Raw genomic sequence first — 22,280 nt, 5'->3', positions numbered from 1 at the left:
CAAGCATGACCTTTGATTACATCGTCGTCGGGGCGGGTTCGGCTGGCAGCATTCTCGCGAGCCGCTTGAGCGAATCGGGCCACCATTCGGTTCTGTTGCTGGAAGCGGGCGGCAAGGACAATTCGCCCTGGATCAAAATGCCCACGGGTTTCGTCAAGCTGTATTACAACCCGCAATACAATTGGATGAACTACACCGAGGCACAGCCCGTGCTCAACGGGCGCAAGCTCTATGCGCCGCGCGGAAAGGTGCAGGGCGGTTCGGGTTCCATCAATGCCATGATCTACGTACGTGGTCACGCGCGCGATTTCGACGATTGGGCCGCCCATGGCAATGAGGGTTGGGCGTGGCGTGACGTCCTGCCTTACTTTCGCCAGCTCGAAACCCATCCAGAAGGTGATTCCGAGTATCACGGCGGCCAGGGGCCCATCCAGATCAGCCCGATGCGTGGAAAGACACACCCTATTTGCGATGTGTTTCTTTCGGCATGCAAAGAGCTTGGCTATCCCGTTAGCCAGGATTTCAATGGGCCGAACTTCGAGGGTGCGGGCATCTACGATCTCAACACGAAGCGCGGCGAGCGTTGTTCCAGCAACGTTGCCTATCTGCATCCGGCTTCGTCGCGCAAGAACCTCGCGATCGAACATGACGCCATGGTGGAGCGTGTGCTGTTTGATGAAGAAGGGCGCGCGGCAGGTGTTCGCGTCAACCAGAAAGGCGCGATACGCGATTTTTATGCACGGCGTGAAGTCGTGCTATCCGCGGGCGCCGTGGGTACGCCTCAAATTCTGCAGCGTTCGGGTGTCGGCGATAAGGCGTTGCTGGACCAGCATGGCATATCGTTGCAACATCATTTGCCTGCAGTCGGCGCCAATTTGCAGGATCATCTTTGCGCGAGCTATTACTACAAAGCGAACGTCCGCACGCTCAATGACGAGCTGGGGTCGCTTTTCGGAAAGATGAAATTTGGCTTGCAATACATGCTCGCACGCAGCGGTCCTCTGTCCATGAGCATCAACCAATCGGGCGGTTTTTTTCGCGGGACCGATACGCAGCCTTATCCGAATCTTCAGCTTTATTTCAATCCGCTCTCCTATCAGATTCCAAAGAGCAGCAAGGCTAGCATTCAGCCCGAACCTTATTCGGGATTCCTTGTTTGCTTCAATCCTTGCCGACCATCCAGTCGCGGATGGGTTCGCATCGCGTCGCGCTACATCAACGATGCTCCGTTGATAAATCCCAATTATCTAAGCACCCCAAAAGATATCGACGAGGTGATTCAAGGCAGCCGACTGATCCGCCGCATCATGCAGACGCGCGCGCTGCGTGCCATCACCGTGGAGGAAACGCTTCCCGGTGCAACGGTGCACGACGACGCGACGATGCTGGAGTATTTCAAGGAAAACTGCGGATCGATCTATCACCTTTGTGGAACGTGCGCGATGGGCAGCGACCCCTCGACCTCCGTGGTGGACAGGCGCCTCAAGGTCCACGGCGTACGCGGACTGCGTGTCGTCGACGCGTCGATTTTCCCCAACGTGACATCCGGCAACATCAACGCGGCGACGATGATGGTGGCCGAGAAGGGCGCAGGGATGATCCTGCAGGGCGTGGTATGAGTGGCGCGGGCCAGGCGGTCAAGCCAGCCCGCGCCCGACGGGCGTTCGAAAACGGCCGTTCGGCCACTTTGGGCCAGCCCTGACCTTCGCCTGAGTACGGGCGGTCCAAGCTGGCCCCAGCCTGACGGCTGCTGCATTCGGACATGACCGAGCGCAGCGGCCCCGGCTACAATAATGGGCTCCCTCGACCGTTTCCGGAACCGCCATGGCAGCTCGTTTGAACCCGCTCGACCTCTACGACGTCCGCTCCCTGCTCAGCGATGAAGAGCGCATGGTGCAGGACACCGTCGGTCGTTTTGTCGATGAAAAAGTCATTCCGATCATCGGCGATTGCTTCGATCAGGGCCGTTTTCCGAAGGAATTGATCCCGGAAATCGCCAGCCTGGGCTTGCTGGGTGCCACCATCCCCGAAAAATACGGTTGCGCCGGCATGAACGGCGTCAGCTATGGCCTGATCTGCCAGGAGCTGGAGCGCGGCGATTCGGGTCTGCGCAGCTTCGCGTCCGTGCAGAGTTCGCTGTGCATGTACCCGATCTACGCCTACGGCAATGAAGAGCAGAAGATGCACTACCTGCCGAAAATGGCGGCGGGCGAGATCATCGGTTGCTTCGGTCTGACCGAACCGCATGGCGGCTCCGATCCCGCCAACATGAAGACCCACGCCAAGAAAGACGGCGGCGACTGGGTCATCAACGGCGCCAAGATGTGGATCACCAACGGCAATATTGCGCAGATCGCCATCGTGTGGGCGCAGACCGAGGACGGCATCCAGGGTTTCATCGTGCCCACCGACACCAAGGGTTTCACCGCGCAGGAAGTGCACAAGAAGATGAGCCTGCGCGCGTCGGTCACTTCCGCGCTGTTCTTCGACAACGTGCGCGTGCCGGAAGCCAATCGCCTGCCGAACGTGAAAGGCCTGAAGGGACCGCTGGGCTGTCTCACGCAGGCGCGCTACGGCATTACGTGGGGCCCGATCGGTGCCGCGCAGGCGTGCCTGAAGGAAGTGATGGATTACACGCAGGAACGCATCCTGTTCGGTCGCCCACTCGCCGCCAATCAGGCGATCCAGCTCAAGATGGCCGACATGGCGCGCCGCATCACCATGGCCCAGCTTCTGTCGCTGCAGCTCGGCCGCCTGAAGGACGCCGGCAAGATGGAGCCCACTCAGGTGTCGCTCGCCAAGTGGAACAACTGCCGCATGGCCATCGATATCGCGCGCGAATGCCGCGACATCCTCGGTGGCGCGGGCATCACCGTCGAGCATTCCGCGATCCGTCACGCGCTGAATCTGGAATCGGTCATTACGTACGAAGGCACCGAAACCGTGCATCAGCTGGTGGTAGGCCGCGAGCTGACGGGCATCAACGCGTTCTGATTTCCATCTGGCTGCGAGAGAGGGAGCTTAAGGAGCCCAGCCTTGTCGATCCCCGATATCCGCATTGAAACCGAACGCCTCATCCTTCGGCCGCCGATGGCAGAAGACTTCGACGCTTACGCCGAAAACATGGCCGACGTCGAAGCCGCACGTTTTATCGGCGGCCAGCAGCCGCGCGAACTCGCTTGGCGTGGTTTTCTCACGCTCGCCGGCGCATGGGCCATCCAGGGCTTTGCGATGTTTTCGGTGATCGAAAAGGCAAGCGGCCGCTGGATCGGTCGTCTTGGCCCATGGCACCCCGAAGGCTGGCCCGGCACTGAAGTGGGCTGGGGACTTGCGCGCGAGGCGTGGGGCAGGGGCTACGCCTACGAAGGTACCGTCGCTGCCATCGACTGGGCATTCGAGAACCTGAACTGGAACGACATCATTCACTCCATCGATGCGGACAATCTCGCGTCGATCGCGCTGGCCAGGCGTTTGGGCTCCCGGCTGCGCGACATCAGAAAAATGCCGCCGCCTTATCAAAGTACCGTCGCGCAGATCTGGGGCCAGACGCGCGAGCAGTGGAAGGCCAGATCGCGCTGAGCGCCGCCTTCATCCGACTCTTAATTCAACTCTCATCGTCGAAACCATCATGTCCAGCACGCAACCTATCGCCGCACGTCATAAAGGCTTCAACCGCGCCGAAATCGTCGATCAGAACTTCGTCGAGTTCGTGCAGCAATGGCATGGCGACGTGCACGCCAAGCCGCGCGAGCACGATCCGATCCTGCCGGGCAGCGCGCTCGACGCGCAGGGATTCCGGGAACTGCTCGAGTCGCAGCTGATCTCGCGTCACCTCGACCTGATGGCGCGCGTGCTGCGCGTGCAGAACAAAGTGTTCTACACCATCGGCAGCTCCGGTCACGAAGGCAATGCGATGGTCGCGCGTCTCACGCGGCACACCGATCCGGCCTTCCTGCATTACCGCTCCGGCGGTTTCATGGCCGAGCGTTTCCGCAAGCTGCCGGGCATGGACCCGGTGATGGATTCGGCGCTGTCCTTCGCCGCCAGCAAGGAAGATCCGGCATCCGGCGGACGCCACAAGGTGTGGGGCAGCAAGCCGCTTTGGGTGTTGCCGCAGACGTCCACCATCGCTTCGCATCTGCCCAAGGCGTTCGGCACTGCTGTCGCCATCGAGCAGGCGCGGCGCATCGGCCACACGCTGCCGATTCCGAATGACTCCATCGCCATCTGTTCCTTCGGCGACGCGTCCAGCAATCACGCCACAGCGCAGACGGCGTTCAACGCGGCCTCCTGGACGGCCTATCAGAAGTTGCCGGCACCGGTGTTGTTCGTGTGCGAAGACAACGGCATTGGCATTTCGGTGAAGACGCCCAGCGGCTGGGTCGCCAATAACTTCCAGCATCGCCCGGATCTCGACTACTTCTTTGCCGATGGCCTGGATCTGGCCGAAGGTTATGCGCAGGTGCAGCGCGCGGTGGATCACTGCCGCAGCACGCGTCGCCCGACCTTCCTGCACTTGAAGACCACTCGCATCATGGGTCACGCGGGCACCGATTTCGAAATCGAGTGGCGCAGCATCGAAGAACTCGTTGCCGTCGAGGCCTCCGATCCCCTGCTGCGTTCGGCTGCGATTGCGCTGGAGTCCGGTCTCTTCACCAAGGATGCATTGCTGGCGCTCAACGAAGCCACTCGCAAGCGCTGCTTTGCCGCGGCCGAGGAAGCGGATCGTCGTCCCAAGCTCGAACGCTTGGACGACGTGATGGCACCGTTGGCACCGTACACGCCCGCCAAGGTGAAGGCGGAAGCAGAGCGCGCCGATTACAACGACAAGCGCATCGCCGTGTTCGGCGGCGAAGACAAGCTTCCGGAGAAGCAGCCGCCACGCCACCTCGCGATCCAGATCAACCAGGCCTTGCACGATGTGATGGCCAAATATCCGGAAACGCTGCTGTTCGGCGAGGACGTCGCGCAGAAGGGTGGCGTGTATACCGTCACCAAGGGGCTGTTCAAAACCTTCAAGGGCAACCGCGTGTTCAACACGCTGCTCGACGAAACCGTGATCCTCGGCCTGGCCCAGGGCTACGCCAACATGGGCATGCTGCCGATCCCGGAGATCCAGTACCTGGCGTATTTCCACAACGCCTGCGACCAGATCCGCGGCGAAGCGGCATCGCTGCAATTCTTCTCGAACAACCAGTATCGCAATCCGCTGGTGATGCGCATGGCATCGCTGGGCTATCAGCGCGGTTTCGGCGGGCACTTCCACAACGACAACTCGATTACCGCACTTCGCGACATTCCGGGTCTTGTCGTAGGTTGCCCCAGCCGCGGCGACGATGCAGCCACCATGCTGCGCACGCTGATGGCGTTGGCCAAGGTGGATGGTCGTGTCTGCGCGTATCTGGAACCGATTGCGTTGTACATGGCCAAGGATCTCTACGAAGCCGGCGACGGACAGTGGCAGTTTGCCTATCCCGCGCCGGGCGAAGCGATGCCATTGGGCGAAGGCCGCGTCTACGAGGCCGGTGCCGACGATCTGGTGATCTTCACCTTTGGCAACGGCGTGCCGATGGCGTTGCGTTCCGCGCGCACCATCCAGAAGGATCTGGGTTGGAAAACCCGCGTGGTCGATCTGCGCTGGCTGGCGCCGCTCAACGACGCGTTCATCGCCGCGCAGGCGAAGAGCGCCAAGCGCATCATCGTGCTGGATGAAGGGCGCAAGAGCGCCGGCGTGGGCGAGGGTGTCATCACCGCGATCGTCGAAGCAGGTCTTGGCAGCACGCCGCTGGAGCGCGTCGTGGGTGCGGATACCTACACGCCGCTGGCGGGTGCCGCGTTCCTCGTGTTGCCGGGTGATGCGGAAGTCGTCGCTGCCGCGCACAAGCTTGCTGCGCGCAAATAAGTGCAGCGATTTGAAGCCATCTCTCTCGCCGTGATGCGGAGGGATGGCTTCAGCGTCCGGACTCGTTCGCCGGACGCGACTTGTACGATGTACCCACCATGTCCGCGCGCCGCTCGAACGTATGCACCTGGTTGCGGCCGTTGAGCTTGACGTAATACATCGCCTGATCGGCGCGCTCGACCAGCGTTTCCAGCGTGTCGCCCATGCTGCGCATCGCCAGGCCGATGCTCACGCTGAGGAACAGGTCGCTCTGATCGACCGGGATTTCCAAGCGATGCACGCGCCTGCACAAGCGGGTAGCCACCTGCACGGCCTGCTCCTGGTTCACGCCATGAAGCATCGCCACGAATTCCTCGCCGCCGTAACGCCCCAGTAGATCGTTGGGACGAAGTTCCGTGCTCAGCACTTCCGACACGGTCACCAGCGCGCGATCGCCTGCGGCATGGCCTTGCCGGTCGTTGAGCACCTTGAAGTGATCCAGGTCCAGGAACAACAGCGCGATCGGCAGTCCTTTATCGATGGCTTCGGCCAGCATGCTGTTGGCCGCTTCGGTCCATGCACGACGGTTGAGCAGGTTGGTGAGTGCGTCGCGGTCGGCCAGCACGCGTACGGAATCGCGATCGCGGCGCATGGTCAATGCGCGGTCGGCCAGGCCCAGCGACAGCACAATGGCTTCGAAGGCGCCCATGGCGATACTTGCGTCGTTGAGCCAGTCGAGACTGGGCAATGCGCCCGTAACCTGTGCACTGGTCATCGCCGTCAGCACCAGCAGCGGCGTCCAGCCGACCAGGAAGAACCAGGCCTGGCGCGAGCCGCGCGCCGCCGCCACCAATGCCGTGAACAGCAAGAGGAAAGCGCCGATGATCAGTACCGGGTTGACCAGCGTCTGCGCCATGAGGACCAATGCGGGCACCTGGCTGCAGCGGAGAATCACGATCAGCGGCATCGCAAAGCCAAGCGCAATGATGGACACGCGCAAGGCGGGCGCATGACGCTGCAGATCGCAGAAGCGGTTGATGAAGAGCGCGGCGAAGGAGACCGAAAGCGCTACCGCCGAACTGCCCACCAGCCATTCCGATCCGGCAAGCCAACTCAATCCCAACGGATGGAACAGGAAACCTGTCTGGATGCTCTGCACCACGGCATAGCAGAGCATGTAACCGGTGTACCAGGCGAACGTCATGTCGCGAAGCATGATCGCGAAACACAGCGCCATCAGCGCCATCGCCACCATCACGGCGAAGCATGCCGTGGCGAATGCCAGCCAGTTGGAATCTTGCTGCAGGTAATCGTCGAGGTTCTGCAGTTCGAAACGCTCGGGCGCAGAGAGCATGTCGCTATGTTCGAACTTAAGCAGAATGGGCTCTGCTCCGCCGCTGCCGGAGGTCAGGCGAAAGGCGAGCCGGCCATGTCCATGCAACGGGGCAGTGAAGTCGTCGAGCGCCAGCGTGCGGATTGGCCCGTTGTCGCCGTACAACGTGATCGAGCCCATGGGCTCAGGGTAGATCGAAAGCACGCGATCCTGGCCCGACTCGGGACTGGTTGGCTCGAGCACTACCCAACTGCCTAGCGCGTCGCGTGGAAATCGTTGCAGCAGAGATGGATTGAAGGGTTTGAGCACGCCGTCGTGGAAAGCCTTGAGGATCGCTGCCGGCGTGTCGCCACGAGCGGCTTCGCGCCACGCGCCGCGAAGGTTCGCGCCGGTGCTTGCGTGCACCAGCGAAAGCCAGAGCAGCCACACCAACGGCAAGGCGGCCAATAGCCACCTGCGCCCACGCCATCCCTTCGGTAAAACGTCCTCAGTCACCTCAGCCCCTCGTTACTGAAGCGGTCGTGCGCTTATGCGTCGCGCGCGACCCGAATCCGCTCGCCCTGAACCCGTCTGCGTAATCGTCGGTTTGCGATCACCGACGGCACCTTCATTTTTGGACTTCGCAGGAAGGAAAGGAACGCACGGTCATGAATATGCATAACCTCAAGCAGGGGGCGTGCCAACTGCAAAAATTGCGCGGGTAGCTCTTTTACGCCGATTTACGCAAGGTTAGTGCATCGTCCTGTCTGGCTGTGACCGGGTGTGACCGATTGGGTCAGATTCATGACAAGGGAGGGGCTATGGCATCCATCAAGGTGGCGGTGTTGATCGGCAGTCTGCGCAAGGAGTCGTTCAACCGCCGGCTCGCGTATGCCGTGGAGCGATTGGCGCCGGCAGAGCTTTCGTTTGAGCACGTCCGAATCGATGACTTGCCGCTCTACAACCAGGAGTTCGATCATGACTACCCGCCTGTCTGCCAACAGTTGAAGCAGCAGATCAAGGCGGCCGATGCATTGTTGTTCGTGACGCCCGAGTACAACCGATCCATCCCCGGTGTGCTGAAGAATGCCGTGGATGTGGCATCGCGCCCGTATGGCAGCAATGCATTCGCGGGGAAACCGGGCGCGGTTATCGGTACTTCAGTCGGTACAACCGGCAGTGCCATGGCGCAACAGCACCTGCGCAATGTGCTGGCTTACCTGGATGTGGTAGTGCTTCCGCAGCCCGAGGTTTTTTTCAAGTTCAGCGACGGGCTTATCGATGAACAAGGCCACATAAGCGTCGAGAGCACCCAGAAGTTTCTGCAGCGTTTTGTCGATCGCTATGTCGCCTGGTTGCACAAGCAACTGTAAGGTCTTGATTAACGCGCGGCAGCCGCTCCTGCGCCACAATATTTTTCCAGCAGTTGCTGCTGCACATCGTGCGGCGAATGCGCGTCGGTCGGATGCAGGCGCGCGTAGTTGCCATCCGGCTGCAATTCCCACGCCGTGGTGTTGTCGGACAGGTACACGTCCAGCTCCTTGCGGATGCGCTGGCGCAGTTTGCGGTCCTCGATCGGAAAACCGGTTTCCACGCGACGATCCAGGTTGCGTTCCATCAGGTCGGCACTGGCCAGATACATGCGCTCGTCGCCGTCGTTGGCGAACCAGTACACGCGGCTGTGTTCGAGGAAACGGCCGACGATGGAGCGCACGCGAATGTTCTGCGATACACCGGGAATGCCCGGACGCAGGCAGCACGTGCCGCGCACCAGCAGGTCGATTTTCACGCCCGCGATGCTGGCCTTGTAGAACGCCCGGATCATCTTCGCATCGGTAAGCGCATTCACCTTGATGATCATGTATGCAGGCTTGCCCGCTTCGGCGTGCGCGGTTTCCTGCGCGATCATGTCGAGCAGCGACTTCTTCAGGGTGAAGGGCGCATGCAGCACCTTCTTCATCTTCAGCAGCTTGCCCATGCCGGTCAGCTGGCTGAAGAGCTTGTGTACGTCTTCGCACAGGGCGGCGTCGGACGTCAGCAGGCTGTAGTCGGTGTACAGGCGCGCGTTGCCGCTGTGGTAGTTGCCGGTGCCCAGGTGCGCGTAGCGTTGCAGCTTCTCGCCTTCGCGGCGCTGGATCAGCATCAGCTTGGCGTGGGTCTTCACATCGACCACACCGTAGATGACCACCGCGCCGGCCTGTTGCAGGCGGGTGGCAAGGCTCAGGTTGGATTCCTCGTCGAAGCGCGCGCGCAGTTCCACCACGGCGATCACTTCCTTGCCGGCACGCGCCGCTTCCACCAGCGCATCGACGATTTCGGACGTGGCGCCGGTACGATAGAGCGTCTGCTCGATGGTAAGCACGGCGGGATCTTTCGCGGCCTGGCGCACAAGATCCACCACGGGCGCGAAGGATTCATACGGGTGCATCAGCAGTACGTCCTGCTTGCTGATGACCTGGAACATGTCCTCGGCTTTCTTGAGCGCCTTGGGGATGGCGGGTACGAAAGGCGGGTATAGCAACTGCGGGTTGTGGCTGCGGCTGACGATGCCGAACAGGCGCGTGAGGTTCACGGGGCCGTTGACTTCGTAGAGTTCCGCTTCGGAGAGCCCGAATTGCTTGAGCAGGTAATCGGTGAGCGTTTTCGGGCAGTTGTCGGCCACTTCCAATCGAACCGCATCGCCGAAGCGGCGCGAGGACAGTTCGCCGCGCAAGGCGCGCGCGAGATCGTCCATTTCTTCCGGGTCGATGGTCAGGTCGGCGTTGCGCGTGAGACGGAACTGATAGCAACCGCGCACTTCCATGCCCGGGAACAATTCCTCGGCATGCGCGTGAATGATGGACGAAAGCAGCACGTGGTTCTCGCCGCCTTCGCACACCTCTTCCGGCAGGCGGATGATGCGCGGGAGCACGCGCGGCGCCGGCAGAATCGCCAGGCCCGAGTCGCGTCCGAAGGCGTCCACGCCTTCCAGTTCCACGATGAAGTTCAGGCTCTTGTTGACCAGCAACGGAAACGGATGCGTGGGGTCCAGTCCGATCGGCGTCATCATCGGCGCCACTTCCTGGCGGAAATAGCGTTGCACCCAGCGCTTCTGCGCCGAGCTCCAGCTTTCGCGCCGCACGATGCGGATGCCGTGCCGGTCCAACTCCGGCAACAGGCGTTCGTTGAGGATGGAGTACTGACGCGCGATCTGGCGATGTGCGATTTCGCTGATCTCGGCCAGCGCCTGCTTGGGCGGAATGCCATCCGGCCCCACGATTTCATGGCCGAATTCGAGCTGGCTCTTGAGGCCGGCAGCGCGGATCTCGAAAAACTCGTCCATGTTGCTGGAGAAGATCAGCAGGAACTTCAACCGCTCCAGCAACGGCGTGCGTTCGTCCAGCGCCTGTTCCAGTACGCGGTTGTTGAACTGCAGCTGGGACAGCTCGCGATGGATGTAATACGACTTGTCGCTGAGATCGACAACCGGCGGCGCGGGCGCCTGCACGGTTTCGGCTGTTTCGATTGCTGCACTGGCAGCAAGCACCGTGTCCAGGTCGTTGTGTTTGTTCATCGGTGCACCATCCGGGTGGCTTGTGGATGTCGACGCCTCAACCGTAGGGGCGGGCACAGCGTTCACATCCTCTGGCAGGGCGTTGACACAGGTATGACACCTGCCGGTGGGCCATCATGCCGCATTTGCGACTGGCGTTACCAGATAATGGCTTGGCGCGGTACCTAGCGTACGGCGAAATGCTGCGGTGAATGCGCTGGTGCTGCTGTAGCCCAATTCCATCGCGACGCGCGTAACTGGCTCACCGCGCCCCAATCTGGCCAAGGCGGCGAGCAGACACGCCTGCTGGCGCCAGTTGCTGAAACTCATACCTGTCTGTTGGCGAAACAGGCGCGTGAAGCTGCGCCGACTCATGCCGGCCTTGTGCGCCATGGTGTCGATGTCGATTTCCAGCGACGGCGACTGGATCAGTGCGCCGCAAAGCCGCGCCAGGCGCGGGTCCTGGGGCAGAGGGGTGTTCAAGGGCAGGGACGGCATCCGGGTGATCTCGTCGATCAGCAGGCGCATCAGGCGATCGTCGCGGCTGCCCAAGGCGTATTCAGCCGGAAGATCGACGGCTTCGGACAGCAGGGCGTCCAGCAGAGGGGAAACGGCGATCACGGTGCAATGCGCCGGCAAACCGATTTTCGCCGCGACTTCGGCAAGGACGTATGCGCTGCGCGTGCTGGTGGAGCCGCCCATGTGCACCATGTGAGCCACGCCGGCCGGAATCCACAGCGCGCGGCCCGGAGGAACGACCCAGGCGCCCTCGGTGGTGGTCACGGTCATGACCCCGACGATGGCGTACAGGCACTGGCCGCGCTTGTGGGTATGGCTGGGCAGAACCAGGCCATTGGGGTAGTCGTTGCCCGTGGCGACCACGTCGCGCGGGGTGTCTTCATAGGCAATGACGCGGGTATTTCTCACGATTGGCCCAATTTCGACAGAACTTGACCCGGTAGTGCATGCAGGCCGAAGACGGGTACTTTAAGGTGGCGTCCACGGCAGGGCAATCCTGCCGCTCACTTTCCCCTCTCAAAGAAGACCATGCAGAACTCCGCCGAATCGGTTGCCTTGCCTTCGTCTGCGCAGAGCGCCCCTGCGCACCGCACGGATTACGCCATCCTGGGTGCGATCAGCTTTTCGCATCTGCTCAACGACATGATCCAGTCGTTGATCCTGGCGATCTATCCGATCCTCAAGAGCGGATTCCATTTGACGTTCGGGCAGATTGGCCTGATCACGCTGACGTATCAGGTGACGGCGTCCTTGCTGCAGCCGCTGGTCGGCACCATCACCGATCGCAAACCGATGCCTTATTCGTTGCCGGTCGGCATGAGTTTCACGCTGTGCGGCCTGCTGCTGCTCGCTGTCGCGCCGAATTTCGAGGTGCTGTTGCTGGCCGCGGCGCTGGTCGGCACGGGTTCCTCGGTGTTTCACCCCGAATCGTCGCGCGTGGCGCGTCTGGCGTCGGGCGGGCAACACGGTCTGGCGCAATCGCTGTTCCAGGTGGGCGGCAATGCGGGTTCGTCGCTGGGGCCTTTGCTGGCGGCATGGATCATCGTGCCGCACGGCCAAGGGAGCGTGGCATGGTTCTCGTTGGCCGCGCTGCTGGCGATCGTGGTGCTGTTGCAGGTCGGTCGCTGGTATCGGCTGCATCATGTGAGTCGCAGCAAGGTCGTGCGTCATGCGACCGTTGAAACGCTCAGCCGCAACAAGGTCATCATGTCGCTGTCGATTCTCGGCCTGCTGATCTTCTCCAAGTATTTCTACCTGGCCAGCATCAGCAGCTATTTCACGTTCTACCTGATTCACACGTTCGGCATCTCGGTGCAGAGCGCGCAGGTGCATCTGTTCGTGTTTCTCTTCGCCGTGGCCGCCGGTTCGTTGATCGGCGGACCGATAGGCGATCGGGTAGGGCGCAAGTGGGTCATCTGGGTATCGATCCTCGGCGTTGCGCCGTTCACGCTGGCGCTGCCGCACGCCAATCTGTTTTGGACGAGTGTCTTGTCGGTGATGATCGGTCTGATTCTCGCGTCGGCGTTCTCGGCCATCCTGGTTTATGCGCAGGAATTGATTCCCGGTCGCGTGGGCATGATTTCCGGTTTGTTCTTCGGTTTTGCTTTCGGCATGGGCGGCATTGGCGCTGCCGTGCTCGGTCAGGTTGCCGATGCGCGTGGCATCGATTACGTGTACTCGCTGTGCGCGTATTTGCCCTTGATCGGCGTGCTGGCCATCTTCCTGCCCGACATCGAGAAATCGATGCGCTTGAAAGCGGCGGCAAAGTAAGCTGACATGCATTGGCTCCCTCTCCCCACTGGGGAGAGGGTTGGGGTGAGGGGACACTCTTGCGAAAAAGGGTTGCTTCGCGAGAAAGAGTCCGATTCAAAACTCGGTGAGGAAATAAAGGCTTCGGCAAGTCCGGCCCCTCACCCTAGCCCTCTCCCCGGAGGGGAGGGGGAAGAAAGCATACGGCCCGCTTGCGCGGGCCGTTTTGTTTTCGCTCAGTGCTTGGCCGGTGGCGGTCCTTGCACCACTTGTGTCAGGTTTTGTGGCTTGAGGTACTTCTTGAACGCCGCCTGCACTTGCTCCGGCGTCAGATCGAGGTAGTACTTGGCGGCCACCATCGGTTGATCGAGTGGTTCGCCATGCCACGCCCACGTCAGCAGCGAGCGCGAAATGCTGCTAATGCTGGCTACGCTCACGGGAATGGAGCGAATTTCGTACTGGCGCGCGTTGGTCAGCTCGGATTCGCTCACCGGCGTGTTCTGCATATCGACGATGTTCTTGTGCACCAGCCCATCGACTGCCGCAACCTTGTCGGGATCGCTGCCGTACTGCACGAAGAAGATCGAACGCGAACGGTCGAAGTGCATGCCCGAGCCGGCGCCGTACGCATAGCCATGCTTCACGCGGATGTCCGTCATCAGGCGCGACGCGAAGCCGTTGCCGCCGAGCACGTCGTTGCCCAATTGCAGGGCATAACGATCCGGGTTGTGCATGTTGAGCTCAAGCATCTGGCCCGACATCACCTGATCCTGCGACGCATAGGGATTCTCGACCAGCGCAAATCCTGCCGGATTCACCGACACCGGCTTCGAGATCACATTCGGCTTCGGTCCTGGTGCCTTCCACTGGCCGAAATAGCGCTCGACCGTGGCCTTGGCCGCTTCAGGCGTCACATCGCCTACGACGACGATGGTGGTCAGGTCGGGGCGATACGTTTTCGCGTAGTAATCCTTGACGTTCTGCAAGGTGAGCGCCTGGATGCCTTCCGGCGTCGCAAGGCGAAGGTCCGGGTCTCCCTTGGGCAGCAAGCCCTTCATCAGCGCCTTTCTCATTTTGTAATCCGGCGATTGCATTTCGCCGGCGAGCGTGCGCGCCAATGTCTCCTGCTGCACGGTGAATCCCTGTTGCGGAAGCGCGGGATGCAGTTCGTTGTCCGCCAGCAGTTGCATGGCATTGTCAAAATGATCGCTGAGCGCTGCCACGCCAAAATCGGTGCCGCCCGTTTCGGTGGCGGAAATATCGTCGAGCGCCTTATGGAACGCGTCGCGATCCAGCGTGGTGGAGCCGTAATCGAACAAGGTCGACAACAAGCGAGCGGCACCTTCCTGTTTGGCTGGTTCCTGCAGTTTCGCGTTGTTGTCGATGTGGCCGAGTACCGTGACGGTCTTGCTGATGTTTTCGGGCTGCACGATGAGGCGGATGCCGTTGTCCAGCGTCATCTGCGTCGGCGCGAGCGTCCAGCGCGGCATGTCGAGCTTGCTCAATTTCTCGGTGGCCCACGATGGCAGCGGTCCGTCGAGCTTGTCGTTGCCCGCAAACGATTCGGAACCGCCGAAACCGGCGCTGTCGGGCGGGCGCTGTCCGTTGTTCTCGGACGTAAGCACCACGGTCACGCGCTGATCCGGCTTGAGGTATTCGCGCGCGATGCGATTGACGTCGTCGACGGTCACGTTGCGGATCTGCTCTTCCGCTTCTTCCGGCGAGCCGAGGCCCATCCATGCGATGGCTTGCGACCAGGCACTGGCGAGCGTCACCGCGCTGTTCTTGTTGAATTCGGCCTGGGCGATTTCAGAACGCTTGGATGCCTCGACCAGATCGGCAGGTATGCCGTTTTTCAGCAGATCGCTGATGACGCCTTCAAGATCGGCCTGCGCTTTCTTCGCGTCGCCGCCCTTGGGAAAGCCCACCTCGATCACGCCGATGCCGCCGTTGCTGAACGGTTGCAGTTGCGCGTCGGCGCTGAGCACCTTGCCGTCCACCGCCAGGGCGGACAGCGAGCTGCGCGCGTTGTTGAGCACATCCAACAGAACCTGCGCCGCGGCGTTGTCCTTGGCCATCATCATGCCGGGCATGCGATAGAGGAACTGCACCGAACCGGTTCCTTGCGGCGTGTTAGCGGCGATCGTCTGCGGTTTTACAGCCTGTAGATGCAGTGGCTGCGAGGCCGGCAGCGTGCGTTGGGGAATCTTGCCGAACAGATCCTTGATCTTGTCGAGCGTAGCTTCGGGATCGACGTCGCCGACGACGACCAGCAGCGCATTGTTCGGCGCATACCAGTCCTTGTAGAACGCCTGCAGGTCGGCCGACGTGGTCTTGTCGAAGGAGGGGCGTGTGCCGAGCGGATCTTCCGCATAACCGGTGCCTGCGTAGAGCACGCGCTCGGCTTTTTGAAACGCCAGGTACCCAGGGTCGGAAATATCGCGCGACACTTCCTGCTCGATGGCGCCGCGCTCGCGCTCCCAATCTTTCTGGGTAAGCAGCGCGCCTTCCATGCGTGCCGATTCGATATGCAGCAAGAGGTCGAGATAATTCGCCGGTGCGACGAAGTAAAACTGCGTCGCATCGTTGGTAGTGAACGCGTTGTTTTCGGCGCCCATCTTGCCGGTCATTTCATTGAGCTGGGCGCCGGTCATGCCCTGGCTGTCGCGGAACATCATGTGTTCCAGCGCGTGCGCGGTGCCCGGAAAGCCATCGGGTGTCTGATAGCCGCCGGCGAGATAGGTGATCTGCGTGGTGACCATCGGCGAGAGTGTTTCCCGCACGATGACCACGCGCAGGCCGTTGTCCAGGGTGGCGCGCAATACCTTGCCGTCGATGGCGGTTGCGGCTGTTTTGGACGGCGTATCGGCGCGACCGGGCATGCTGCCGGCCATCAGCGCCACGCCCAACATCGTGCTCCATGCCAATGTTTTGAGAGGGCTTGAGATCATGTTTCGAATTCCTGAGGGGACGACCATAGACCGCCCGATGGTGCCATAGTGCCCATCAGCCGCCTACGTGCCGAAAGCTGGCGGGTCGCCACTATCGATGAGATCGGGCGAGGCGTATCGTGTCCGGCAGCGCAGCTTCTTCGAGCACAAGGAGTGAGAGGTATGCTGGTCGTCACAACCGAAAACGTTCCCGGCCACCAGGTCGTGCAGGTGAAAGGGCAGGTGTTTGGCGTGGTGGTGCGCAGCCGCGGCATTGGCGGCAACATGATGGCGGGCATCCGTTCACTGGTGGGCGGAGAAATCCACGAATACACGCAGATGCTGGAAGAAGCGCGTCGTCACGCGCTGGACCGGCTGGTTTCCAACGCCAAGATGATGGGCGCCAACGCCGTCCTCATGATGCGCTTCGACTCGGCGGAGATCGGTCAGACCATGAGCGAGATCGTGGCCTACGGCACCGCCGTAGTGCTCGATCCGCCGACCTGAGCGGCTGCGCAGATGTTGCCGATCGTGCTCTACGTGCTGGGTGGCCTGCTGCTGGTGGGCGCGGGCATCGCCGCGCTGACCGGCGTGCTGGTGGCGTTGCTGCCGCAGTTGATTGTCGGGGGCTTGATGCTGGTCGTGGGACTGGCGATCGAGCGCTGGCGCTACAAGCCGCTGCTGCGCACGCTGCCTGATCCGAGGTGGAAGGATACGGGGGAGCGCTTCGTGGACCCCGGCAGCGGGCAGCTCACCGCAGTGTATTTCGATCCGCAGCTCGGAGAGCGGCATTACATCGTTGTGAATGATGATCCGCATCCGCGCTGAGTGATTCTTTGCGTCCCTCTGATCCGCCTCACCGTCATTCCGGCGCAGGCCGGAATCCAGTCTAAACATGCGTCCGAAGGACACTAAATCTATTTAGAGTGCTTCGCACAACATTTTGAAACTGGATTCCGGCCTGCGCCGGAATGACGGTGAGGTAGCAGGAGCGATTTGGCTAGTGCGGCGCGCAATCGGCCATACAGGGAAGAAAAGCCTCAAGGCCGCAACTGTTACACTTACCGTTTTTCACCAACACAGGCAGCTATGACCAAAGAGGCAGGCCGCGGACACGCCTTGCTGGTAGGGGCGGGCATCCTTTGCAGCCGCCTGTTCGGCCTGGTTCGCCAGCGGGTGTTTTCGCATTATTTCGGCCTTTCCGACGCGGCGGATATTTTCAGCGCCGCCTTGCGCGTGCCGAACTTCCTGCAGAACCTGTTCGGCGAGGGCGTTCTTTCGGCGTCCTTCATTCCTGTCTACGCGCGTCTGCTTGCGCAGAACAAGCAGGAGGATGCCGATCGCCTCGCGGGCGCGATCGCGGCGATTCTCGCCTTGCTCATTTCGGTGATCGTTGCGTTGGGCGTGTGGGCGACACCGTCTTTGCTCTGGCTGATTGCGCCAGGCTACACCGGCGAAAAGCGCGAGCTGACCATTCTGATCGTGCGCATCCTTTTTCCCGGCACGGGCATTCTGGTGTGGTCGGCGTGGTGCCTGGGCATTCTCAATAGTCACCACAAGTTCTTTCTCTCCTACGCGGCACCGGTGGTCTGGAATCTGTCGATGATCCTGACCATGCTGATCTTCCGTCACCTCGACGCCGATCGGTTGATCGTGTACCTGGCGTGGGGCACGGTGCTCGGCTGCCTGCTGCAATTTCTCGTGCAGTTGGGGCCGGTGCTGAAACTGGTACCGGGCATGCGTTTGCGTTTCGATCTGCGCAGTTTGCATGTGCAGCAGGTTGGCGGCAGCTTTCTCGGTGTGGCGATCGGGCGCGGTGTGGTGCAGATCAGCGCCTTCGTGGACCAGGCCATTTCCACGCTGTTGGGCAGCGGTGCGATTGCAGGCATGACGACTGCGTCGTCGGTCAACCTGTTGCCGGTGAGTCTCTTCGGCATGGCGATTTCAGCCTCCGAGTTGCCGACGCTGTCCAGGTTGGCGGGGGACGAACTCGATGCGGATGTGGTGGCGAAGTTGTCGGCGCGCTTGAACAACGGCCTGGAACGCATCGCGTTTTTCATCGTGCCCTCGGCGATGGCTTTTTTTGCGCTGGGCAATGTCGTGGTGGCCGCGCTTTATCAGTCCGGCGCCTTCACCAGCAAGGATTCCCATTACGTATGGGCGATCCTGGCAGGGTCGGGCGTGGGTTTGCTGGCGTCGACGTTCGGGCGTCTCTATGCATCCACTTACTACGCATTGCGCGACACGCGCACGCCGCTGCGCTTCGCGCTGGTGCGTCTTGCGTTCACGGCCGTGCTTGGGCTCGCAAGTGCATTGCTGCTGCCAAGAATGCTCGGCATTCCCATGCAATGGGGCGCGGTGGGCTTGACGGCTTCAGCGGGCGTGGCCGGCTGGATCGAGTTTCATCTGTTACGCAGCAAGTTGAACAAAAAGCTTGGGCATACCGGCGTAGCAGGGACGCTGATGGTCAAGCTGTGGGTCTCGGCCATCGTGGCCGCTTTGGTCGCATGCGGCGTGGAGTATGCGATCCGCCATCAAGGCCCCGTCATCCTGGCGCTGTTTGTGTTATCGACGTACGGAGTCGCCTATTTCGCCCTGACGTATCTGTTGCGCATAAGGCTATGCGTGGAACTGATCGACAAGTTCGCGCGTCGATTGGGCATCGGCTAACCATGTAAGCGGCGCAGATTAGCCGCCGACAATCATGGGTTCGGGCTCCAGTCGTACGCCGAACCGTGCTTGCACGCCTTCGATCACGCGCTGTGCGAATGCCCACAATTCCTGGCCGCTAGCCTTGCCATGGTTGACGAGCACCAGGGCATGCCGATTGGAAATGCCCGCGTCGCCTTCGCGCATGCCCTTGAAGCCTGCAGCCTCGATGAGCCACGCAGCGGAAAGCTTCCAGCGCGCGTTTGCACCGGGCCATGCGACGAGTTCCGCATGTTCGCGCTTCAACGCTTCGCCCTGGGCGGCAGCAACGATCGGATTCTTGAAGAAGCTGCCCGCGTTGCCGATCACGGCGGGATCGGGCAGCTTGCGGGTGCGCAGATGGACCACCGCCTCGGCGACATGGAACGGGGCCGGTTTTTCCACGCCCATCCGTTCCAGTTCCTCGCGGATACCGGCGTAATCCAGTCGCAGCGCATGGCTGCGCGGCAACGCAAAACGAACGGCCGTAACGATAAAGCGATTCGGGTTGCGCTTGAACAACGAATCGCGATACGCAAATGCGCACGCGCCGTGGTCGAGCGTGACGACCTTGCGTTCAACCAGATCCCACGCTTCGACGCTTTCGATGAACTCGGCCACTTCGGTGCCGTACGCGCCGATGTTCTGAATCGGTGCGGCACCGACCGTGCCGGGAATCAGGATCAGGTTTTCCAGGCCGGCGAAGCCCTGGCCGAGCGTCCAGCGCACGAAATCGTCCCAGCGCTCGCCGGCGGCCACCGCAATGCGTGCGACATCGCCGTCTTGCTCCACGTGCACACCGCGCGTTTCCATCGCGAGTACCGTGCCGTCGACGTCACCGGTCAGCAAGATGTTGCTGCCTTCGCCAAGGACAAAGAGGCGACCGTTGCGAATGGCCGGAAAATCCAGCAGCTCCGGCAACTTCGTGGCGTCGCGTATTTCGGCAAGCAGCTTTGCGCGCGCTGCGACACGCATGGTATTGCGTGCGACCAGGGGCGCGTTTTCGATCAGCGTATAGCCGCCCATGTCGGTGCGTTCAACGACCATCGCGTTGTTCCTGTCGGCGGCGGATTTCGTTCACGCATTCGGCGACCAGCGCCGGGCCGCGGTAAATAAGGCCGGAATACACCTGCACCAGCGAAGCACCAGCTTCGAGCTTCTCGACAGCGTCGCCGCCTTCGAGAATGCCGCCCACGCCGACAATGGCGACGCGGTCGCGAAGCCTCCGATGCATGCCTCGCACGACTTGAGTCGACCTGGCCAGCAAAGGCCTGCCGGATAAGCCGCCTGTTTCGTTGCCGAGCGGATCATCCGACACGGCTGTGTGATCGATCGTGGTGTTGGTGCAGATGACGCCGTCCACTTCTGCGGCCAGCAATACTTCGGCAATGCTGTCCAGCTCCATCTCGCTGAGATCGGGCGCGATCTTCAACAACATCGGTTTGCGCGAGCCCTGCTGCGAGCCGAGCCGCTCCTGCGCTTCGCGCAGCGTTTCGATGAATCGCTTGAGCGTGGCTTCTTCCTGCAGGTCGCGCAAGCCCTTGGTATTCGGCGAAGAAATATTGACGGTGATGTAGCTGGCGTGCGTGTACACACGCTCCAGGCAGAACAGGTAATCGTCGACCGCCTTTTCGTTCGGCGTGTCCTTGTTCTTGCCGATGTTGATGCCGAGCACGCCGCGGTAGTTGGACTTCAGCACGTTGCGCACCAGCGCATCGACGCCTTCGTTGTTGAAGCCCATGCGATTGATGATGGCTTCGTGCCGTGGCAGGCGGAACAGGCGAGGGCGGTCGTTGCCGATCTGCGGGCGCGGCGTGACGGTGCCGACTTCGATAAAGCCGAAACCGAGCGTTCCCAGTGCGTCGAGATGCGCTGCGTTCTTGTCCAGGCCCGCCGCCAGACCGACTGGATTGGGAAAATTCAGTCCGAAGGCCTCGGTCGGTACATTTTGCGGCGGCGTGGCGACAAAGCGGGACAGCTCGCTGCGATGGGCGACATCCAGCCCATAGAGGGTCAGGCCGTGGGCGGTCTCGGCGTCCAGTTTGAATAGCAGCGGACGAATCCAGTCGTACATGCTCAGGGCACCTCGCCTATATAAACGCGTGTGTCGTAGTCGAAGCTTATCCGACCATCCACTTCGCATGCGTCGAACAGCTCGCGCAAGGCGTCGATCATCGGGGTGTGTTGGGGATGGCCGGGTTGAGGGGCATAGGATGACGACATCAACCGTCCGCGCAGCGACTCGAAATCGAGCAACTGGCTATGCTCGAATTCGGCCGTGCCTTTCCAGCCCGCACCGAACCATTCGCGCATGCGCGGCTCGTCGGCATAACGTTCGGCGACGCTGGTGTAGTCGGTGCCGTACTTCTGCAGGATGGCTTCGTATCCCGCCAGAAACGTCGTTCCGACCAGGCGGCGCGAATTCCAGTAGATCGCAGCCAATCCACCCTGACGCAGAATGCGGTGAAATTCCCGGTGCGTGGTGGCGGGATCGAACCAGTGAAAGGCCTGCGCCACGGAAATGAGATCGACACTCCGGTCGTCGAGCGTGGTCGCATCGGCGCGTCCATCCACCGCGCGGAACAGCGGATAGCCGTGCAGCCACTCCACCGCAGCTTGCCGCATGGCCGCGTTCGGTTCGACCGCTACCAACGAGTGGCCGGCATCGAGGAACATCTTGCTGGAAATGCCCGTGCCTGCGCCGATATCGGCGACGCGCCAATCGGATGTTACGCCTTGCGCGTCGCGCAGCCAGTCGAGCAAGGCGACAGGGTAGGTCGGGCGATAGCGGACATAGTCGGCGACGCGGTCGCTGAAGCGTTCAGTGCTGTGCAGGTTGGCCATGCGAGTCATCCGTTCAATTGCTGGCCACCGTCGACGCAAAGCGTCTGCCCGGTGATCCAACTGGCCCAGGGAGAGGCCAGAAACAGTGCCGCGTGCGCCACTTCTTCGGGCGCGCCATAACGGCCGAAGGGAATTTTCGCCAACACGGTCGCGTAGCGCGCCGGATCTTCACGTTTGCAGCGATCCCACATGCCGCCCTCGAACTCGATGGAACCCGGTGCGATGGCATTGACGCGAATGCGTTGCGCGGCAAGCAGCAAAGCCTGGGACGATGTGTAATGGCAAAGCGCCGCTTTCATTGCGCCATAGGCGGGTGTGCTGGGACGCGGATGCAGGCCGGCGATGGAACTGGTGTGCAGAATGCTGGCGTGTTGCGACGCGGACAGATAGGGCAATGCCGCTCGCGACGCACGCACGGCCGCCATCAGGTCGACATTGAAATCGGCCAGCCACGCTTCATCGCTATCGCCGGGGCCGTAGCCGGTGGCGTTGTTGATCAACACGTCGATGCCGCCCAACGATTGCGCAGCGTGGGTGATATACGTATCGATGGCTGACGCATCGCCCAGATCGCAGGATTGCCCATGCGCCGGAACGCCATGCGCCGCGATGGCTTCTACAGTTTCAGCCAGCGCCGCTTGCCCGCGAGCACATACCGACACCGCGGCACCCGATGACGCAAAAGCCAGCGCCATGCTGCGACCGATGCCCTTGCTGCCGCCTGCTACCACGACGCGATAACCGCGGAAGTCGAATGGAGAGGATGTCATGTCGCAATCCGTCGAGCTTGCCTGGATAAGCCCTCTCCCCTTTGGGGAGAGGGTT

Annotated in this window: 17 protein-coding genes; 9 read left to right on the top strand and 8 right to left on the bottom strand. The window is 61.5% G+C overall.

Annotation, left to right across the window (positions count from 1 at the left end; genetic code table 11):
• The first annotated feature begins 5 nt into the window (after nt 1–5).
• The 4 genes from DWU99_RS17920 to DWU99_RS17905 all read left to right on the top strand — a co-directional run bounded on the left by DWU99_RS17920 (nt 6) and on the right by DWU99_RS17905 (nt 5,902).
• On the top strand, nt 6–1,619 hold the full coding sequence (locus tag DWU99_RS17920) for a GMC family oxidoreductase (RefSeq protein WP_115479461.1): 1,614 nt from the start codon (nt 6–8) through the stop codon (nt 1,617–1,619).
• Between the two features lie 205 nt (nt 1,620–1,824).
• Nucleotides 1,825–2,994: an acyl-CoA dehydrogenase family protein gene (locus DWU99_RS17915; RefSeq protein WP_115479460.1), complete on the top strand. Its 1,170-nt coding sequence runs from the start codon at nt 1,825–1,827 to the stop codon at nt 2,992–2,994.
• A gap of 42 nt (nt 2,995–3,036) precedes the next feature.
• A complete protein-coding gene (locus DWU99_RS17910; protein WP_115479459.1) occupies nt 3,037–3,579 on the top strand; it encodes a GNAT family N-acetyltransferase in 543 nt (180 codons plus the stop codon).
• A gap of 49 nt (nt 3,580–3,628) precedes the next feature.
• A complete protein-coding gene (locus tag DWU99_RS17905) occupies nt 3,629–5,902 on the top strand; it encodes a thiamine pyrophosphate-dependent enzyme (protein WP_115479458.1) in 2,274 nt (757 codons plus the stop codon).
• 49 nt (nt 5,903–5,951) lie between these two features.
• On the opposite strand, the gene DWU99_RS17900 is transcribed toward DWU99_RS17905, so the two are convergent.
• A complete protein-coding gene (locus DWU99_RS17900; protein WP_233511207.1) occupies nt 5,952–7,709 on the bottom strand; it encodes a sensor domain-containing diguanylate cyclase in 1,758 nt (585 codons plus the stop codon).
• A 305-nt stretch (nt 7,710–8,014) separates the two neighbouring features.
• Here DWU99_RS17900 and DWU99_RS17895 point away from each other — a divergent pair, with 305 nt between their 5' ends.
• Nucleotides 8,015–8,566 (top strand): NADPH-dependent FMN reductase, encoded by a 552-nt coding sequence (locus DWU99_RS17895; RefSeq protein ID WP_115479457.1) that lies wholly within the window; start codon nt 8,015–8,017, stop codon nt 8,564–8,566.
• A gap of 8 nt (nt 8,567–8,574) precedes the next feature.
• Here DWU99_RS17895 and ppk1 read toward each other — a convergent pair whose 3' ends face one another.
• Together ppk1 and DWU99_RS17885 are read right to left on the bottom strand one after the other, a co-directional pair.
• A complete protein-coding gene (gene ppk1, locus DWU99_RS17890) occupies nt 8,575–10,746 on the bottom strand; it encodes a polyphosphate kinase 1 (protein WP_115479456.1) in 2,172 nt (723 codons plus the stop codon).
• Between the two features lie 114 nt (nt 10,747–10,860).
• Entirely contained in the window at nt 10,861–11,652 is a 792-nt protein-coding gene (locus DWU99_RS17885; RefSeq protein WP_115479455.1) for an AraC family transcriptional regulator, read from the bottom strand.
• 120 nt (nt 11,653–11,772) lie between these two features.
• Between DWU99_RS17885 and DWU99_RS17880 the strand changes: the two genes are divergently transcribed.
• A complete protein-coding gene (locus DWU99_RS17880) occupies nt 11,773–13,014 on the top strand; it encodes an MFS transporter (RefSeq protein WP_115479454.1) in 1,242 nt (413 codons plus the stop codon).
• Nucleotides 13,015–13,229: 215 nt separating this feature from the next.
• Here DWU99_RS17880 and DWU99_RS17875 read toward each other — a convergent pair whose 3' ends face one another.
• Nucleotides 13,230–15,944, bottom strand: coding sequence for a M16 family metallopeptidase (locus DWU99_RS17875; RefSeq protein ID WP_115479453.1), 2,715 nt, complete (start codon nt 15,942–15,944; stop codon nt 13,230–13,232).
• A gap of 162 nt (nt 15,945–16,106) precedes the next feature.
• Between DWU99_RS17875 and DWU99_RS17870 the strand changes: the two genes are divergently transcribed.
• The 3 genes from DWU99_RS17870 to murJ all read left to right on the top strand — a co-directional run bounded on the left by DWU99_RS17870 (nt 16,107) and on the right by murJ (nt 18,593).
• Nucleotides 16,107–16,430, top strand: coding sequence for a YbjQ family protein (locus tag DWU99_RS17870; protein WP_115479452.1), 324 nt, complete (start codon nt 16,107–16,109; stop codon nt 16,428–16,430).
• Nucleotides 16,431–16,442: 12 nt separating this feature from the next.
• A complete protein-coding gene (locus DWU99_RS17865; RefSeq protein ID WP_115479451.1) occupies nt 16,443–16,751 on the top strand; it encodes a hypothetical protein in 309 nt (102 codons plus the stop codon).
• A gap of 261 nt (nt 16,752–17,012) precedes the next feature.
• Nucleotides 17,013–18,593: a murein biosynthesis integral membrane protein MurJ gene (gene murJ / locus DWU99_RS17860; protein ID WP_199535854.1), complete on the top strand. Its 1,581-nt coding sequence runs from the start codon at nt 17,013–17,015 to the stop codon at nt 18,591–18,593.
• A gap of 18 nt (nt 18,594–18,611) precedes the next feature.
• On the opposite strand, the gene murB is transcribed toward murJ, so the two are convergent.
• The 4 genes from murB to DWU99_RS17840 are packed head-to-tail and all read right to left on the bottom strand — an operon-like array spanning nt 18,612 to nt 22,225.
• Nucleotides 18,612–19,637 carry a UDP-N-acetylmuramate dehydrogenase gene (murB, locus tag DWU99_RS17855; RefSeq protein ID WP_115479591.1) on the bottom strand — a complete coding sequence of 342 codons (1,026 nt, stop codon included), beginning with the start codon at nt 19,635–19,637 and terminating at the stop codon, nt 18,612–18,614.
• Nucleotides 19,638–19,647: 10 nt separating this feature from the next.
• Nucleotides 19,648–20,685 carry a quinone-dependent dihydroorotate dehydrogenase gene (locus tag DWU99_RS17850; RefSeq protein WP_115479450.1) on the bottom strand — a complete coding sequence of 346 codons (1,038 nt, stop codon included), beginning with the start codon at nt 20,683–20,685 and terminating at the stop codon, nt 19,648–19,650.
• A gap of 2 nt (nt 20,686–20,687) precedes the next feature.
• A complete protein-coding gene (locus DWU99_RS17845; protein WP_115479449.1) occupies nt 20,688–21,455 on the bottom strand; it encodes a class I SAM-dependent methyltransferase in 768 nt (255 codons plus the stop codon).
• A gap of 5 nt (nt 21,456–21,460) precedes the next feature.
• Nucleotides 21,461–22,225, bottom strand: coding sequence for an SDR family NAD(P)-dependent oxidoreductase (locus DWU99_RS17840; protein WP_115479448.1), 765 nt, complete (start codon nt 22,223–22,225; stop codon nt 21,461–21,463).
• Nucleotides 22,226–22,280 lie beyond the last annotated feature (55 nt).

Origin of the sequence: Dyella psychrodurans, assembly GCF_003363265.1 — a bacterium.
Classification (GTDB): Bacteria; Pseudomonadota; Gammaproteobacteria; order Xanthomonadales; family Rhodanobacteraceae; genus Dyella_B; species Dyella_B psychrodurans.
Note: the sequence above shows the minus strand (reverse complement) of the source record. Positions and strands in the feature narration are given on the sequence as shown.